Annotated in this window: 15 protein-coding genes and 1 tRNA gene; 6 read left to right on the top strand and 10 right to left on the bottom strand. The window is 55.4% G+C overall.

What is annotated here, in order from left to right:
• Positions 1-25 precede the first annotated feature (25 nt).
• Positions 26-1,207 (bottom strand): RsmB/NOP family class I SAM-dependent RNA methyltransferase, encoded by a 1,182-nt coding sequence (locus AC2D8P_RS00080; RefSeq protein ID WP_484699359.1) that lies wholly within the window; start codon positions 1,205-1,207, stop codon positions 26-28.
• Between the two features lie 39 nt (positions 1,208-1,246).
• The gene (gene guaB, locus AC2D8P_RS00075) at positions 1,247-2,701 is read right to left on the bottom strand and encodes an IMP dehydrogenase (RefSeq protein ID WP_484699357.1); all 1,455 of its coding nucleotides are present in this window, start codon (positions 2,699-2,701) and stop codon (positions 1,247-1,249) included.
• Between the two features lie 176 nt (positions 2,702-2,877).
• Here guaB and AC2D8P_RS00070 point away from each other — a divergent pair, with 176 nt between their 5' ends.
• Positions 2,878-3,837 (top strand): glucokinase, encoded by a 960-nt coding sequence (locus AC2D8P_RS00070; protein ID WP_484699355.1) that lies wholly within the window; start codon positions 2,878-2,880, stop codon positions 3,835-3,837.
• Positions 3,838-3,841: 4 nt separating this feature from the next.
• On the opposite strand, the gene rnd is transcribed toward AC2D8P_RS00070, so the two are convergent.
• Positions 3,842-4,999, bottom strand: coding sequence for a ribonuclease D (gene rnd, locus AC2D8P_RS00065; RefSeq protein WP_484699353.1), 1,158 nt, complete (start codon positions 4,997-4,999; stop codon positions 3,842-3,844).
• A gap of 196 nt (positions 5,000-5,195) precedes the next feature.
• Here rnd and AC2D8P_RS00060 point away from each other — a divergent pair, with 196 nt between their 5' ends.
• A complete protein-coding gene (locus tag AC2D8P_RS00060) occupies positions 5,196-7,181 on the top strand; it encodes a CocE/NonD family hydrolase (protein WP_484699350.1) in 1,986 nt (661 codons plus the stop codon).
• A gap of 4 nt (positions 7,182-7,185) precedes the next feature.
• Here AC2D8P_RS00060 and purN read toward each other — a convergent pair whose 3' ends face one another.
• Both purN and purM read right to left on the bottom strand, forming a co-directional pair.
• Entirely contained in the window at positions 7,186-7,779 is a 594-nt protein-coding gene (gene purN / locus AC2D8P_RS00055) for a phosphoribosylglycinamide formyltransferase (protein ID WP_484699348.1), read from the bottom strand.
• Complete coding sequence (gene purM, locus AC2D8P_RS00050; protein ID WP_484699346.1) at positions 7,776-8,822, bottom strand: phosphoribosylformylglycinamidine cyclo-ligase; 1,047 nt, start codon at positions 8,820-8,822, stop codon at positions 7,776-7,778. The genes purN and purM overlap by 4 nt, the downstream gene beginning before the upstream one ends.
• A 143-nt stretch (positions 8,823-8,965) precedes the next feature.
• Here purM and AC2D8P_RS00045 point away from each other — a divergent pair.
• A tRNA-Ile gene (locus AC2D8P_RS00045) sits at positions 8,966-9,042 on the top strand.
• Positions 9,043-9,205: 163 nt separating this feature from the next.
• Positions 9,206-9,475: a helix-turn-helix domain-containing protein gene (locus tag AC2D8P_RS00040; RefSeq protein ID WP_484699344.1), complete on the top strand. Its 270-nt coding sequence runs from the start codon at positions 9,206-9,208 to the stop codon at positions 9,473-9,475.
• A 269-nt stretch (positions 9,476-9,744) separates the two neighbouring features.
• Here AC2D8P_RS00040 and AC2D8P_RS00035 read toward each other — a convergent pair whose 3' ends face one another.
• From AC2D8P_RS00035 to AC2D8P_RS00020, 4 genes are all read right to left on the bottom strand, one after another.
• Entirely contained in the window at positions 9,745-10,065 is a 321-nt protein-coding gene (locus AC2D8P_RS00035; protein ID WP_484699342.1) for an antibiotic biosynthesis monooxygenase family protein, read from the bottom strand.
• Between the two features lie 92 nt (positions 10,066-10,157).
• On the bottom strand, positions 10,158-12,449 hold the full coding sequence (locus AC2D8P_RS00030) for a right-handed parallel beta-helix repeat-containing protein (protein WP_484699340.1): 2,292 nt from the start codon (positions 12,447-12,449) through the stop codon (positions 10,158-10,160).
• 114 nt (positions 12,450-12,563) lie between these two features.
• Positions 12,564-12,974: a DUF4864 domain-containing protein gene (locus AC2D8P_RS00025; RefSeq protein WP_484699338.1), complete on the bottom strand. Its 411-nt coding sequence runs from the start codon at positions 12,972-12,974 to the stop codon at positions 12,564-12,566.
• A gap of 52 nt (positions 12,975-13,026) precedes the next feature.
• Complete coding sequence (locus tag AC2D8P_RS00020; protein WP_484699336.1) at positions 13,027-14,607, bottom strand: lysine--tRNA ligase; 1,581 nt, start codon at positions 14,605-14,607, stop codon at positions 13,027-13,029.
• Between the two features lie 113 nt (positions 14,608-14,720).
• On the opposite strand from AC2D8P_RS00020, the gene AC2D8P_RS00015 reads away from it, so the two are divergent.
• Positions 14,721-15,152: a tellurite resistance TerB family protein gene (locus AC2D8P_RS00015; protein WP_484699334.1), complete on the top strand. Its 432-nt coding sequence runs from the start codon at positions 14,721-14,723 to the stop codon at positions 15,150-15,152.
• 103 nt (positions 15,153-15,255) lie between these two features.
• Here the strand turns inward: AC2D8P_RS00015 and AC2D8P_RS00010 are convergent, their stop codons facing one another.
• Positions 15,256-16,251, bottom strand: coding sequence for a GNAT family N-acetyltransferase (locus AC2D8P_RS00010; RefSeq protein ID WP_484699332.1), 996 nt, complete (start codon positions 16,249-16,251; stop codon positions 15,256-15,258).
• Between the two features lie 124 nt (positions 16,252-16,375).
• On the opposite strand from AC2D8P_RS00010, the gene AC2D8P_RS00005 reads away from it, so the two are divergent.
• A complete protein-coding gene (locus AC2D8P_RS00005; protein WP_484699330.1) occupies positions 16,376-17,239 on the top strand; it encodes a LysR family transcriptional regulator in 864 nt (287 codons plus the stop codon).
• Positions 17,240-17,392 lie beyond the last annotated feature (153 nt).

The raw sequence follows: 17,392 nt of genomic DNA, 5'->3' as shown, positions 1-17,392 counted from the left end.
TCAGGACATCTGTATTAATATTTGATTAACCGCGGGGGCTGTTCCGTCGCTTCAAAAGCGCCAGGAAAAATCCGTCACCCCCGTCCAAGGGGGTTAATGCGCGTTGAAAATTGCACTTCCACTCTGGAAAGCGCGCCATAAATCGCGTGATCTGATCCTCATTCTCGCAATTCATCAGCGAACAAGTCGCATAGGCCAAAACGCCTTTTTCGCTAACCAATTCAGATGCCTGATCCAAAATATCACTTTGAATCGAAAGGATTTCATCCAGCTTCTGTTGATTGAATGACCATTTCCCTTCCGGGGATCGTCGCCATGCTCCGCTGCCAGAACAGGGAACATCACACAAAACCGTATCAAAGGGGGGCTGACGTTTCAGATCATCCGATGCGAGAACCTCAATGTTCACACCCGCCCGACTTGCGCGCGCCGGCAAATCTGACATGCGCTGGGCGTATCGATCATGCGCAAAATACTGCGCCCCTACACGCGCTGCCATGGCAAGGCTTTTCCCGCCACCACCGGCGCAAAAGTCCAAAACGCGATCGTCGCTGGAAACTGGAACATTATCAGCCAGCCATTGCGACCCTGCGTCCTGGACCTCGACCAATCCGTCCTTGTAGAGCGTTGAATTCGCGACCCGTCGTTCATGCGTCATAACCTGCAAGGCCGACGGCGAAAGTTCCGACGCTGCAGTCTCTATGTCCAGGCCCCGCAACTGTTGGGCTGCGTCCTCACGTGATATCCGCTTCTGATTGACGCGCAGAAAGACAGGCGCCCGGGATTTCAGGCACGTCATCACGTCGACGAACCGCTCCCCCAGGCTTCGTTGCAATTCTGTAACCAACCAATCCGGGCAATCCAGCGCCGTCGCCTCATCCATCGCTGACGGATCAAAGGATTGCTCCGCTTCGGTCAGTGGCGGCGGGGCGTAGCCCACGCCATTGAAGATGCGATCAGCCTCAACGCCCGCAGACCGCAACTGCCCGATCATCAGCGCCCGCCCGGACATACCACCACCAAGCGCTGCAAAGCTGAGCTTGTTGCGCAACGCGGTGAAAACCAGATCACGTATTGCCGCACGATCCCCGGACCCGGCAAACCGGTTTTTCCGCGCCCAATTGGTCAGCGTTTTTTCGGCCGGTTCCCCGGCCAGATAGCGATCCAGAATTTCAATCGCAGCCGCGTATCTTGCACCCGGTGTCATAACAGCACTCCACGGGCAATCACGCCGCCAGTTATGGCTCTACATGATCCGATAATTCGGGCTTTCCCGGGTAATCTGTACATCATGGACATGGCTTTCCTTCAGGCCAGCACCAGTGATGCGTACAAAATTGCAATTCTGACGCATCTCTTCCACAGTGGCGTTACCGGTATAGCCCATCGCGGCGCGCAGACCGCCCACCAATTGATGAACCACAGATCCGGCAGACCCCTTGTAGGGGACTTGGCCTTCGATCCCTTCGGGCACCAATTTGTCGCTGGCGGCATCCTTTTGGAAATACCGGTCGGCAGAGCCGCGCGCCATCGCGCCCAGACTTCCCATCCCCCGATAAGATTTGAAACTGCGGCCTTGGTACAAGATGACCTCGCCCGGGCTCTCATCGGTGCCAGCAATCATCGACCCGACCATGGCACAAGAGGCTCCCGCCGCAATCGCCTTGGCAAAATCGCCCGAAAACTTGATCCCGCCATCAGCAATCACTGGCGTTCCGCTGTCCCGCGCGCCCGCGGCACATTCCAAAATCGCGGTCAGCTGTGGAACACCCACGCCCGCAACCATGCGCGTGGTGCAGATGGATCCTGGCCCAATCCCCACCTTAATTGCATCGGCACCCGCCCCGATCAGGGCACGGGTGGCTTCTGCCGTGGCCACATTGCCCGCAACGATCTGCACGGTGTTGGACAGGCGCTTGGCGCGTTCCACAGCTAGCGCCACGCCTTCGGAATGGCCGTGCGCCGTGTCGATCACCACCATATCAACGCCCGCATCGATCAGGGCCTCAGTGCGTTCAAATCCTGCATCCCCGACGGTAGAGGCCGCAGCAACCCGCAGCCGTCCCAACTCATCCTTGCAGGCGGTTGGGTTCAGTACGGATTGTTCAGAATCCTTCAGGGTCAACAGACCGGTCAATTTTCCATCTGCGTCCGTCACCAACAGTTTTTCAATCCGACGCACTTTCATCAGGCTGATCGCCTCTCCCCGATCGGCGGGTTCGCGCAGTATGGCCAGATTGTCTGTCGTCATCATCACCTTGACCGGCGTATCGTCAGCACTGGCAAAGCGCATATCGCGGTTGGTTACGATCCCAACAACGTGACCTGCACCATCGACCACCGGGAATCCGGTGACCCGATAACGTTCCTGCAACGCCTTGGCATCTGCCAGAGTCTGATCGGGGGTCAGGGTGATCGGGTTATAGACAATTCCGGATTCAAACCGCTTGACCCGGCGCACTTCGCGGGCCTGTTCCTCGACATTCAGATTGCGGTGGATGACCCCCATACCGCCCGCCTGCGCCATGCTGATCGCCATTCGCGCTTCGGTCACGGTATCCATTGCTGAGCTTAGCAGCGGAATATTCAACCGTATGGATTTGGTGACATTGGTCGAGGTGTCCGCCGTAGAGGGCAACACGTTACTGGCCGCCGGGACCAACAGTACATCGTCGAAGGTAAGTGCCTCGCGAATCTCCATGGGGGTTCTCCTTGGATGCTTCGTTTGACGCGTCCCTATTGCATGTATCTGTTACTGGTGAAAGGCCTATTTACCCCATCCGCGCGAATAATCAGCCCGTCGCGCTTGCCAACCGCCAATCTTCCACATTATAGCAGCATTGTTAACGCTATCAGGCAGAGTCTATGGTCACGTCCATGCAATCCCATTGTTATCTTGTTGCCGATGTTGGCGGCACCAACACCCGAATTGCACTGACCGATGGGGCCAGCATTCGCGAAGATACAGTTTGCCGGTATCGAAATCTGGATCACGATACATTGGCAGATATCCTCCGCGACTATGTGGGCCGCTTTTCGCCCACAGTGACGGCCGCAACCGTCGCAATGGCGGGCGCAATTGAAAACGGCAAGGGCTATCTGACAAACCGTGACTGGCACTTTGACACAGATATATTGTCGGATGTGGTGAACACAAATAATTCATACCTTATCAATGATTTATCGGCACAAGGTTATGCACTTCATCTCCTCCCTGACAACCTGTTCCAAACTATTTTAACTGGCCATGGCGCAGCCCAAGACACGCCACATCTGGTGGTTGGTATTGGAACGGGGTTCAACCTCGCGCAGGTGCATAATCTGGATGGCAACTGTCATGTATTGCCCGCCGAAACCGGACACACCACATTACCTGCTGAAACCGATGAGATCGCAGCGATGATCGCCCATCTCCGCAACACCACGCATCCATTTGTTGCGATGGAGGATGTCTTGTCGGGTCGCGGGCTGGAAAATTGCTATCGCTATGCCGCCCATCACAAAGACTGCCCTGATCTGAACGCCGCAGAAATTGTTGCCGCCGCCCGTAATGGCGATCCTGTGGCGCATCATACGCTTATGCTGTTTACAAAAACATGCGGTGCCGTGATAGGCGACCTCGCGCTCCACTTTCTACCTTTCGGGGGCGTGACGCTCGTGGGTGGCGTGGCACGGTCAACCATGCCTTATCTACAAAGCACAGAATTTGCGTCTGCATTTCGCTCCAAAGGTCGGCTCAGCTATTACATGGATCGGTTCAGTGTTGATATCGTCAATGACGATCATTCCGCCCTGACAGGCTGCATTGCCTATACGCAACAGAAGATCGGTTCTTAACTCGTTATAACTGAACGACTTTCACCTGATTGCCCTTGGCAGATAATGCGATCTCGCCGTTACACAGGCGCAAGGCATCATCGCCAAACACGGACTTTCGCCACCCTTTCAGTGCGGGCACGTCCCGCTCTCCGGATGCGATTGCGTCCAGCTCTGCCGTCGGTGCGACCAGCTTTTGCGCCACACCAACGCCGTCGGCTTTTGCCTTCAACAAAACCCGCAACAAGTCTGCCAGCGCCGGGTTGACCTTGGATTTGTCAACGCCATTGCCATTGTTCGGCGCCTTGACCGGATCAGAGGCAATGCCAGCGTTAACCGCTGCCAATATTCCATCGGCAATCTCTCCTTTGCGCCCGTCGCGCAGCAAAAGGCGTGATTTTCCGAGATCAGCCATGGTCTTGGGCTTGGTTGATGCCAATTCCAACATGGCATCATCCTTCATCACCCGGCTGCGCGGTACATTGCGGGTTTGGGCATATTCCTCGCGGAATCGGGCCAGTTCTTTGACCACGGCCAAAAACTTCCCGGAATTTGTCCGCGTTTTAACTCGCAGCCACGCATCCTCCGGCAGGATGGTATAGGTATCGGGCGAGGTCAGAAATTCCAACTCTTCCTCAACCCAAGCGCCCCGACCGGATTTTTGCAACTCGGCCGCCAGATATTCATAGATCACCCGCAAATGGGTCACATCCGCCAGTGCATATTTTTGCTGCGCTTCGGTCAACGGGCGCCGGGACCAATCGGTAAAACGCGAGGTTTTATCCAACGGTTGCCGCGCGATTTTGCGCACAAGTGTTTCATACCCCGCCTGCTCGCCAAAGCCGCACACCATGGCCGCAACCTGTGTATCGAACAAAGGTTTTGGAAATACCTTGCCCTCGACAAAGAAAATCTCCAGATCTTGCCGCGCAGCGTGAAACACCTTCACCACACTTTCATCGCGAAACAGATCATAGAGCGGTTCCAACGACAGGCCGTCCACCAACGGATCGACCAGCACGGCGCTGTCCTCCCCTTCTGCAGGAACGGCCAGCTGCACCAGGCAAAGCTTTGAATAATAGGTTCGTTCGCGCAGGAACTCCGTATCCACCGTAACATAGGGATGCGCTTTGGCAGCAGAACAGAATGCCGCCAGTTCATCAGTCGTTGTCAGAGTTTTCATCAGGGCCCGTATCGCGTGTTCTTATTGTGATCTGCCGATGTTAGGGGAAACATGCGCCAAAGAAAAGGGACTTGGATCAACGACGGACGAAATCTGATCGACCGGGCAGTCAATGCTTGACGCGACGCGGTGCGCATTCAAATACTTCACCTAACAGACGGATGTTTTGGCAAATTTCAACAGGCGGGTGCAATGGATGCGAAATGACATCGCAGTGACAGAAAACGAATGGATCACGCTTCCAGATGGTCGCAAATTGGCGGCGCGGTTGTGGAGACCGGTCACCAAGACACCCGTCCCCGCAATTCTGGAATATCTGCCTTATAGAAAAAGAGACGGCACCGCCCCGCGCGATGAAACCACTCATCCCGTTTTCGCCCGGGCAGGCTATGCCTGTATTCGTGTTGATATTACCGGAACCGGCGATTCCGACGGGGTTTTTGACGACGAATATTCCGAACAGGAGCTCGCGGACGGCGAGGCCGTTCTGAATTGGATCGCAGGGCAAAGCTGGTGCGATGGCAACATCGGCATCATCGGAATTTCCTGGGGTGGATTTAACGGCCTGCAACTGGCCTATCGCCAACCTGACGCCCTGAAAGCGGTTGTCAGCGTTGCCTCCACCACAGATCGATACGCCGACGACATTCACTATATGGGCGGCTGCCTGCTCAGCGACAATGTCAACTGGGGGGCCCAGATGTTTGCCTATCTGACACGCCCGGCAGACCCTGACCTGCGCCCGGACTGGCGCGAGGATTGGATTGATCGGCTGGAAAACAATCCATTTTGTGCCGCTGACTGGCTGCACCACCCGGTTCGGGATGCATTCTGGAAACACGGATCTGTATGCGAGGATTTTTCGCGTCTAAAGGCCCCGGTTCTGACCCTGACAGGTTGGGCCGATGCCTATCTCAACGCCCCGCCACGGCTGGCCGCACAAATGCAAGCTCCCTGCAAGGCGATGATCGGACCGTGGGAACATCGCTATCCGCACATCGCCTTGCTGCACCCGGCGGATTTTCATGCCGAAGTTATCAACTGGTTTGATCGCTGGTTAAAGGACAAACCAAACGGCGTTGAAAATCTTCCCGACTATCGCACCTTCATGCAGGACCATTTCAATCCGACCAAGGAAAACAAACCGCGCAAGGGCCGCTGGATCGCCGAACAGAACTGGCCCTCGCCCAATGTACATGATCATCGGATGTATCTGCGCCCCGGCAGTTTTGAAACACAGCCCATTGAGGGATCCATAACAGTATCGAACCCCGCGCATGTCGGTCAGGCCGGAGGGTATTTCTGCCCGGGCATGAGGGTTGATAATGAATTGGCAGAGGATCAGGCCCCTGATGATCTGCTCTCGACCTGCTTTGATACCGAACCGCGCGACACTCCTCTGGAAATTCTGGGCCGAGCGCGCCTGAAATTCGCATTCAGCGTCGATCAGCCCACAGCTCAGTTGGTCGCGCGTCTGTGCGATGTGTCCCCGCAGGGTGTATCGCAGCGCATCACCTACCGCGCCCTAAACCTGACCCACTACCAAAGCCACGAAACCCCCGAATATCTGGAACCCGGCCAGATCTACGAGGCTGAAATAGAGTTAAACGAATGCGCGCACCGCGTGTTGCCCGGGCATATCTTGCGACTGGCGCTTTCTACGTCCTATTGGCCGATTGTCTGGCCGCACCCCAAATCCGCCAACATCACCCTACACCTGGATCGCTGCGCCCTGCATCTGCCAGTGCGACAGGTAGAGCATGAGATTGACCCGCAAAACCCTGGCCCAGCCCAAGACTACCCAACATTGCAGGCAGAGACCCTGCGTCCGATGGATAGCAGCTCGACACGTGGGGTGCTGGAGGACGGAACGCTGGTTCTGGATACGTACGACGATTATGGCCAAACACGCGATCCCTATCACGGCCTGATCGCTGGCAGCTCCGTTCGTATGTCCTATTCGATCCATCCCGATGACCCGACCTCTGCGCGCTATGATTGCAACTGGCAATTCACATTTGAACGCGGCCACTGGCAGGTTGAAATCCAGACATCCAACAGCATGACCTGTGACGCGGATAACTTTCACCTGTCGCGCAGTTTGAAAGCAACCGAAGGCGCTGATCAGACAGAGGTTTTGACCAAGGATTGGGCAGAGGTCATTCCGCGCGGCTTTCTGTAGAAGGTCAGGTCAACAGAACCGGTGTTTTGTCCCCATCCGCAAACCGGCGCAACACCGCTGGATATAGTTGATGTTCCAGTTTCAGCACCTTCGCGGCCAACGATTGTGCCGTTTCATCCGCATCAATCGCCACCCGGGCCTGCCCCAGAACCGGCCCGCCATCCAGTTCGGCCGTCACTTCGTGAACGCTGCATCCACCCTCTGCATCGCCTGACGCAATCGCACGGGCATGGGTGTTCAGCCCTTTGTATTTCGGCAGCAGTGACGGGTGGATATTCAGCACTTTACCAGCCCACCGCTCGATAAAGCCCGGGGTCAGAATGCGCATGAAACCGGCCAGACAGATGATGTCCGGTGCCGCCTCTTCTAATATGCGGGACAGTTCAGCCTCAAACGCCTCTCGGTCGCCGTCATAGGGCCGATGATCAAGCGCCGCTGTCATCACGCCCATCGATGCGGCCTTGGTCAGGCCGCGCGCCTCCGGATCGTTGGACAAAACCAAAACCGGCCGCGCTGGGTGATCGCCGCGCATATCCCTGACCAGCGCGACCATGTTCGAACCGCCACCGGAAATCAGGATCGCAACCCGTTTGGTCACAGAAGGCTGCCCTTGTAGCTGACCCCCTCGCCCGCCACGATCCGGCCAAGCTCGGATACGGTTTCGCCCGCATCACGCAACAACATGCTCAGCGCCTCGGCGCGATCCGCTGACACCACCAACACCATGCCAATTCCGGCATTGAAGGTTTTCAGCAGTTCTGCCTCGTCCAGCCCCGCGCCCGCAGCCAACCATTGAAAGACCGGCGGTAAAGTCCAGGACGACAGATCAACCTCTGCGCCCAAGCCCTCCGGCAATACCCGCGGCAGGTTTTCCGTCAATCCGCCACCGGTGATATGGGCCAGTGCATGAACGCCCCCAGCCCGGATCGCTTCCAGCACCTGTTTGACATAGAGCCGTGTGGGGGCCAGCAATGCCGCACCCAAGGCACCCTCGTCAAACGGGCAGGAATCGTCCCAGCCAAGCCCCGACAATTCGACCACTTTGCGCACCAGCGAATATCCGTTGGAATGCACCCCGTCAGAGGCCAGACCCAACAATACATCGCCCTCGGCAACTCCGGCTGGCAGATCAGCACCCCGTTCCATCGCACCGACAGCAAATCCGGCCAGATCAAAATCACCACCGTGATACATGCCCGGCATCTCAGCGGTCTCGCCACCAATCAGGGCACAACCCGACCGCGCACAGCCCTCGGCAATGCCTTCGATAATCGTGGTGGCGGCATCCAGCTCCAGTTTGCCGGTCGCGAAATAATCCAAGAAAAACAGCGGCTCTGCCCCTTGGCAGACCAGATCGTTGACGCACATGGCCACCAGATCGATCCCGATCGTGTCAAACCGACCCGTATCAATGGCAATGCGCAGCTTGGTGCCAACACCATCGGTTGCACCCACCAGAATTGGATCGTTATACCCTGCTGCTTTCAGATCAAACAGTGCCCCAAACCCGCCAAGACCAGACATAACGCCGGGTCGAGAGGTTTTCTTGGCCGCAGGTTTGATCCGATCAACAAGCGCATTGCCCGCATCAATATCCACACCTGCATCTGCATAAGTCAGGCCATTCTTGCCTTGGGTCATCGGGGGCAGCTCCACGCAAAGATTCCATTGATGCGCGGGATACCCTGATGCTGTCCGCCTGTCCATGCCCCAGCACAGAATCCACACACCTGCGCATTCCATCTTGACCCCCGCGACGGGTCTGATACCCATGCGATCAGGTCGGGCCTGTAGCTCAGTTGGTTAGAGCAGAGCGCTCATAACGCTTTGGTCGTAGGTTCGAGTCCTACCGGGCCTACCAAGCACCTTGTAACTGATTGTTTTTATTGTATATTTTACTTAGGTTAGACAGCTTGGACTTGAACCCCCTTTAATTTTCAATAACTTACGATACTAACCTAGCCAGGTAAACTTAAGTCATTCACCAGGCAGGCCCACCGTTCGCTTCACAAACAGGAAATTCAATGACTGCAAATCGAGTGAACAATATTGAAGCACACGGAGCGCAAACTGCCTTAATCCAAAACATTCAAGATTACATGAAATTGAAGAAACTGAATGCTGCTAATTTTGGGAAGCTATGCGGTCTCAATTACACAGGCATATATGACATCCTGAACCAGAAGGCGAAGTCGACAACAATTGCCACTCTATCAAAGATAGCTTCGACGATTGGCGTTACTTTTTCAAAAATTTTTCCCAAGTTCAGCGCTAAAACTAAGACTAAAAGTTAGTCAAATCAAAAAAACTACAAATTGCAATTGGTTTGCTTGTTAAATTAGCTCCACCACAATCAACAGCCTTAGGCATAGCAAAAGATATTTCTACTATGTAACCTTTTTAGGGCGCGTGGGTTAGAAGAAACAATTTGCAACCCATTGATATGCATTGACGGCTAAAGTATAGGTTAGACAGTGTAAGTTATTGTTTTTATTGGCTCGTATTATGCCTACCGGGCCTACCAGAAATAAAGATGCCTATGCGTTTTGCCAGCGCGCATGGATCAACCGTAACTTTCAATCACGTCATACATGACCGGTTCAAAGCTTTTGCACAGCTCGTTGATTTTGCGGTTTCTCTCACGCATTTCCGGTGTGCGCAGCATGGCCTGAAAATCACTGCGATCCGTCCATTGGGAATAATTCGCAATCCGGGTCTGAGCGTCATTCACATGCAATCCTGCCCCGACAAATCCAGGTTGCTTGGAGATAAAGTTGTCATAGGCGTCCACCAACATGTCGATCAGATCCTGACAAGTACCCGGCGTGACCTCAAAAGTCGTGATCACAGTTTGATGGGTATTGTTTTTGCTGATTTTCGGCATCGGGCTCTCCTGCTTTTTGATCAGACTAGCACAGCATCCCGAAACCCCAAGCAAAAAGAGGCGCCGTTTGACGCCCCTTCTACCGTTTCTGGTCAGGTCGGATTATCGACCCTCGCAGTGACCCAAACCTTGCCCCTGCAGGGCTGCGCCCAGACCACTTCAATCTGGTTTTGACCTGCCCCTTTGCGCGTATTGGTATAGGGCATGTCGGACACCTGAGTGTTACCACCCGTGACAATCTTGCCATCAGCGATCACGCTTTGCACGCGACGCGCCCAGCCCTGAAACGGCAGATATGCGCTCAGATCCGCTGCCCATGTCTGCATGTCAGAGCACTCTTCGTGGCTGATCATGATCGGGTTGGTGGTGTGATCATTCACTGCCGTATAGGTGTTGCCGTCCCAGATAATTTTGCGCATCCGTCCGAAATCCAGACCATATAGCGACGTATCCACCCGATCTGCCCGATCAATGTTTCCGTTGATAGCCTTGAAGGCATTCCCAGTCACCGTCAGCCCGTCAACAAAATGCCCGGCGCCAAATGGTTTTACCACGACCCAACTGAACGACGCCGTCACATCGGTTGCAGAAAACACATTGCCCGTGACCGTCAGCCCGCCAAAGGAAAACTCACTGGCAAAATCCGGGTGACTGTCATGTTCATTTGTCCATTCGATGAAATTGTTATCGACATAGTTTCCGACCACCGTGGTTTTCAGATTTGTCTGGGTCAAAACCAGTCCGGCCTGCCGAATACCGTCGGCCTCATTGTCTCCACCAAAAAAATGATTGCCGCTCAGAACATGGCCACCCCCATGCATCACCGCAAAATGTGCAAACCGGTTGGCCCGGTTGTCTCGCAATTTGACGTCATTGGCATTCACATTTATCGCAACGGATGTGCGATCTTGCGCGCGAGCTGACTGTTCATTGGAAATAAACTGGCATTGATCGACCAGCATCCCCTGACAGCCGGTCCCGGGCGAGGTTATGGCCCGATCTTTGGGGACGGTAAAATAACAATCCCTGAAATGCAGGATCAGCCCCGATGGCGGCAACATGACACCGCTGCAAAACCCACCGCAGTTGAACTCCATATTGTCAAAGTTCAATCGCGACAGGTGGTCAAAACCGGACATGTCAATCAGGTATTTGTGGCGTGTGAAGGTAAAGGTTTGTGTCCCAACCGCTGCATAAAGTGGCAGGCTCAACGTCACAGTCTGTGCCCCGATATTGACTCCTTTAACATAAACCTCGCGCCCGACACCATTGCCTGTCACCCGCGCGCCCAACGGAACATTGGCAACATTCACCACACCGGTCAGCAGTGTGTCATTCGCCGTTGAATATGTCGCCTGCGAGGTGACGATCGTATCATCCCAGTTACTGCTCGCGCTGGCCTGCAACTCGCCATTTCGGATCACCCGGCGCAGGTTGAACGTCGTTTTGTTATCGACCGCCGCCCTCAAGTCAACCGGCGCATCCAGATTGATTTGCCGCCCACCCAGATCCAGTGACTCGTGGTCGTTGAAGTTAAACAGGACCTGCACCGCCTTCTTGAACCCTGTGACCTCATCCCCAAACGCCGCCGCATATGTGGGATAGTCGAAATTTTGACGCAGGCTCAGTCTCTTGTCGTCCGGCATGGCAACAGTTCCCTGAAACAGCGCCGGGTTTTGCAACGTCACGTGATCGCCCAGATAATAGGTCCCCGTCGGGATCAGAACCCGCCGCCCCTCTGCCGCGGCATCGGCCAGCGCGAAGGCTGGCGCATCATTGGTGACACCATCCCCAATCGCCCCAAAATCGCGAACATCAACGGTATTCACCAGATCGCGCAGAAAGGCGCTGCTGATATCCTCGACAATGATGTCATCGATCCGCACAATCCCGCCGTTGGGACCGATCATATCCAATCCGAAATGCCCATAGATTGGTGCGGTGCCCCACGGCAGATCAACACCGCTGCGCGAACTGGTGCCAACAATCGCCGACACTTCGACAATTTCGCCATAGCTGGTCAGGGTCGTGACAGGGCCGGTTTCGATCAGCCCCGCGACATGCGCGTCCCCAACACCCCCGGCCCAACCGGCAATGCGCACATCCGGCAGGTTGCCGCTGATCGCCTTGATCCGCGCACGAATACGCAAGTAGCAGCCCGGAATGATCGGAACCTGCCCCGTCCAGCGCAGCTGTTGCGTGCTATTGGCTTTCAACAATTCCAGACAGTTGCCAAAATCCTGATCGGCATAGGCAATTGCCGCATTCGGATCGCTGGCATAAGTCGCAGACCCAACAGTGCCCTCGCCAGAGGACCAGACGTCCAGCCCATCCTCAAATTTGGGCGGCATCAGAGCCAACCCCTCGGTAATTACTTTGTTCATCCATGACCCCTTTGAATTCCGTGCGGACGCGCCAAAGCTTGACGCGATCCAGGTATCAAATGGGGTAGCGCGCAAAAATTAACCGGTTCAAAGACCTGCGCACGATGGTTGGGGTCAGACGCCTAGATCGGGGGCTTCGCTCAGATACACAGCATTGATTTTCCACTCAGATCCCTGCTGCACCATCTGATAGTTCAGGATATAAGGCTGGCCCGCCTGGTCATGGATCAGCACCCGCTGCCATAAATCACCCTGTAAGTCGCCCAGTTCCAAAAACGCGACAGTGCCGGGCCGGTGAACCATCGGATATCCAGCCTGCACCATCTGGCCAAACCGTTCCGGCGTGCCAAAGATGGATTGGATCGATTGCGATGCGTAGCCAAAGGCCGTTGGGTAATCATCCATCTGCAACGCCGCGATCTGGTCAGAGATTACAGACTGGATCGCCTCCTCCGGCTGCGCACTTCCCTTGAACGGATAGAACACCAGAAAACCGACGGCCAGAGCCGCAAAAATTGAACGCATGTCAAATCCTCCCACCCCGGATCATATCACAGGATGGAAGGGGACGATCAGATTATTCGCTGACCAGTTTCCCGGCCAACCCGTCCTCGATCAACTGAATGCTTTCCGCGATCCCATAGAGCGCGATGAACCCGCCAAAGCGCGGGCCTTGGCTGGCACCCAACAGCACCTCGTACAATGCCTTGAACCAATCCCGCAGCGGATCGAACCGCTCGCGCCCGGCAGCAAAGACCGCTGATTGCAGTTCCTCGGCATCGACCGGACCATCCCACGCCTTCAGCGTCGCCAGCAAATCCTCCATCGCCTCGCGTTCCAGATCGGTGGGCAGGCGATAGGTTTTCGTGGGCTTCACGAAGTCATTGAAATACCGCACCGCATAGCCGACCGCTGCATCCAGATCGGCATGAGTTTCCGGCGTTGCCTCTGGTGCATAGCGGCGCAGAAAGCCCCACAAGGTTTCGCTATCCTCAGCCGACGACACAGACGCCAGATTCAGCAGCATCCCAAACGGCACAACCATTTTGGACTCTGGCACATCGCCATTGTGGATGTGGTGGACGGGATTATTGACCTTTTGCGCGGCATCTTGCCCCGGATAGGCGCGCAGCTGCTGGTGATATTCATCCATCGCCCGCGGGATCACGTCAAAAAACATCCGCTTCGCCGTTTTCGGCTTTAGATACATGAAATAAGACAGCGATTCCGTCGATGCATAAGTCAGCCATTCGTCAATCGACAATCCGTTGCCCTTCGACTTGGAAATCTTCTCGCCTTTGTCGTCTAGGAATAGCTCATAAGTGAAATGCTCTGGCTTCTTCTGGCCCAGAATTTCGCAAATACGGTCATAGATTGGCGTGTTGGTGGAATGGTCCTTGCCATACATCTCAAAATCCACACCCAACGCCGCCCAACGGGCGCCGAAATCCGGTTTCCACTGCAGTTTCACATTGCCGCCGGTGACCGGCAGCGTCCATTCGCGCCCGTCCTCATCATCAAAGGTGATGGTGCCATCCTTGGCGTTCACCTCCTTCATCGGCACGTACAGCACCCGACCCGTTTCCGGGTGGATCGGCAAAAAGATGGAATAGCTTTGCTGACGCTCCTCCCGCAGGGATTTCAGCATCACCTTCATCACGTCATCATAACGTTCCGCCGCGCGCAACAGCACCTCGTCAAACTGGCCGGTGCGGTAAAAGTCCGTGGCAGAGATAAATTCATATTCAAACCCGAACGTATCCAAAAACCGGCGCAGCATGGCGTTGTTGTGATGGCCAAAGCTTTCAAACTTGCCAAACGGATCAGGGACAGAGGTCAACGGCCTTTGCAGATGCTCCGCCAACGCCTCTGGATTCGGCACATTGTCCGGCACCTTGCGCATCCCATCCAGATCGTCGGAAAAACAGATCAGGCGTGTCGGGATGTCAGAGATTTGGTGAAACGCATTGCGGATCATCGTTGTCCTCGCCACCTCACCAAAGGTGCCGATATGCGGCAGACCCGACGGTCCATAGCCGGTTTCAAACAGAACATAGCCCTTTTCCGGCGGGGCCTTTTCATAACGTTTCAAAACCTTGCGCGCCTCTTCAAAGGGCCAGGCTTTCGACGTCATTGCGGCTTCGCGTAGATCAGACATGTCATTCTCTTTCAGATTGATGCAGCCAGAGCATCCCGGCTGCGCAACTCCCTATTGCCCCTGCCGTCCCGCGTCAATATTCTGCACCTGCAAGAATACCGGAGAGAGATAAGATGAGCAGCGATTCCAGCAATATTCACGCGTTTACCGCCCAGGACGCGCTTGTCGCAGTCATGATTGCGGAATCTGCAGCCGATGAAACAATCCGCACTTCAGAATTGGTGACGATAGAGCGTATCGTGAACCACCTGCCCATCTTTGCCGAATACGAATTTGACCGCGTCAAACGCATCAGTGGCACGGTGCTGGATCTGTTCGCTGAAGAGGACGGTCTGGATGCACTCTTTGGCCTGGTGACAGAGGCGCTCCCCGAAAAACTCTATGAAACCGCCTATGCGCTGGCTTGCGACGTCGCCGCCGCCGATGGCCGCCTGCAGGAAACAGAGCTGCAAATGCTGGCCGAAATCCGCTACGTCCTGGAAATCGACCGCCTCCACGGCGCCGCAATCGAACGCGGCGCACGGGCCCGGCATATGGTGTTGTGAGCGACTTTTCCGAGTGATCAGTATTTTCTGTTCGCTTCAATGGCAACTTTGAGCCCACTTTACCGAATGCTGCATAACACCCCAAAGGCTGTTTCGCGGATTTCTATCGCTTAATGGACCAGACCATTGCGGTCTCGTAGCCAGCAGTTTCCAGCATCTTGATCTTAGACGCCCATCCCGCCGGACAGACGACAAAGGCAGCCCCCTTACCACGGTTGGCGAACGCCGTCTCGGCCGCGCGCAATAGCGCATTAGAATCTTCACTACCTAGGTCAAGCGCCGCCGGGTTGGCCAGTTCAGGATGGTAGTAATCATCGATCACACCCGTTCCGGTGATGTCGTGGGCCGGGGGAAAGTGCAGCCGCGAGGCGGGCTGTGCGATGATGTAGCCTGCAAGATCATCTGGTGGACCCAGAACCAGCATGTTGCGATCCCGAAGTGTTAGACTCCGCGTCATCCAGGCAGAAAACCTTGGATCGGCTTCGGTATGAATTTCCCAGAACGGGTCAATACCGAATAGAACCTGCCGGTTCTCGGCGCTGCATGCGACGATACCTGGAATATCGTCTTCCGTGGCTTGTCGAACATCAGCTGGTGTTTCCTGGTTGCTAAGGCTACTGCGTGACAGATAAAGCGTGAGAGGTTCATAACCGCTTGCCTCAAACGCAGTTCGCCAGACTTCGCCTGCGACGTAGGACGCCAGTTTGATCTTGGCACCAGCTTCGTGAAGGGCGTCTTCGGCTGCGGCCAACAGGCCTTCAACAGTGCCGTTTGGTGCATCCGCTGCAACGAAGGAGTCAGGCAGGATCAGTCCTGGCTCGCCGAACGCGCCCTCATAGATGGGCGGCACTGGCAGCAGCATTGCATGAATGACACCCGTGAGCTGACCCCCATCCTCCGCGACATGCCAAAACTGTTGAAAAGGTTGCCCATCGGCAGTCAGCGCAAATGTCAGCGCCTTTTCGATTTGCGCGGGTGCGTCATCCGCCATCTTCCAGAAGATAACATCCTCTGCGTAGCGTTCTTGCGCATCGAACATGAGAAGCTCGACCAGACGCGGCGTGTCGTCGGGTGTCGCTGGTCGAATTGTCTGGGTCATCGCTCGGTCTCTTGTAGCTATTGCTGAGTGCTGCTTCCCCGGTAGTATCGACCGCCTGCACCAAATTGACAAAGCGGGACAATTCCATCAGCGTTTAGAAAAACTATCGTCTTTGAGGCATCCAATGAAGAACGTGAACCTGAACGCGCTTCGAGTGTTCTCCGTCGTCGCGTCGCACGGGAACCTGCAACGCGCAGCCGAAGAACTGAACCTCTCGCGCGGCGCAGTCTCTCAACGGATCAAACAGCTCGAAATCGAGTTGGGAGCGGTTCTCTTAGTGCGGGGCGCACGCGGCGTTTCGCTCACGGCGGAAGGTGAGCGCTGCCATGCAGCCATGCAAGAAGCCCTCGCGACCCTCGACACCGCGTTGGTGAGCATCGGGGAGAATGGTGATCGCGTCACGCTACACCTAGGGGCTTCCACTGCAACGAAGTGGCTAATGCCCCGGATGGACAGTTTCGCGACCAAGTTTCGGACCGTTTCCCTGACTACACAGGTCCACGAACAGATTCTGGCGCGCAGTCTGGGCCGTAACGAGATTGCAATCTGGCCCGGTAATGCATATGACACAAATGCAGCCCACGGATCACGCCGTCTAACCGACATCCGCCTAGTTGCCGTATGCAGTCCTGATTTTCTGCGACCAGATTGGCCAATGGGGCTGGGGACATTGCTGACGCTACCGCTGCTTCAGGATGCGCGCCGGCAGTGGGAAAAGCTGATCCAGGAAACTGGGTATGGAGACACGCACAAGCTGCTCAACTTCGACCGGTCTGCCTTGGCTCTCGATGCTGCTATTGGTGGTCACGGCGTTGCCATCGCGCCAACCTACATGGTGGAGAATGATCTCCGGTCAAAGAAACTGGTGGAGATTTGGATCGATCCCGACACTTCTGATGACGGACTCTATATCTCGTGGGCAAAGGACCACCTAGGCCAGACGCGCATCAAGCGGATCGTTGATTGGATCGCTTCAGAGTTCAATTGAAGCAGACCTGCGACCTGCGAAGACGAACGGCAGAACAGTCCCTGTGAGTTCAACGGGTGGTCGCAACACTTTAGTCTTTTTGGAAAGATGGAGTGTTGAGATATGAAGTACCGCACGCGTACGTTTTATACTGACAAGCAGAAGTCAGAGATG

The sequence above is a fragment of the Roseovarius sp. YIN77 genome (genome assembly GCF_057219155.1).
This window is presented reverse-complemented; position numbering and strand designations above follow the sequence as displayed.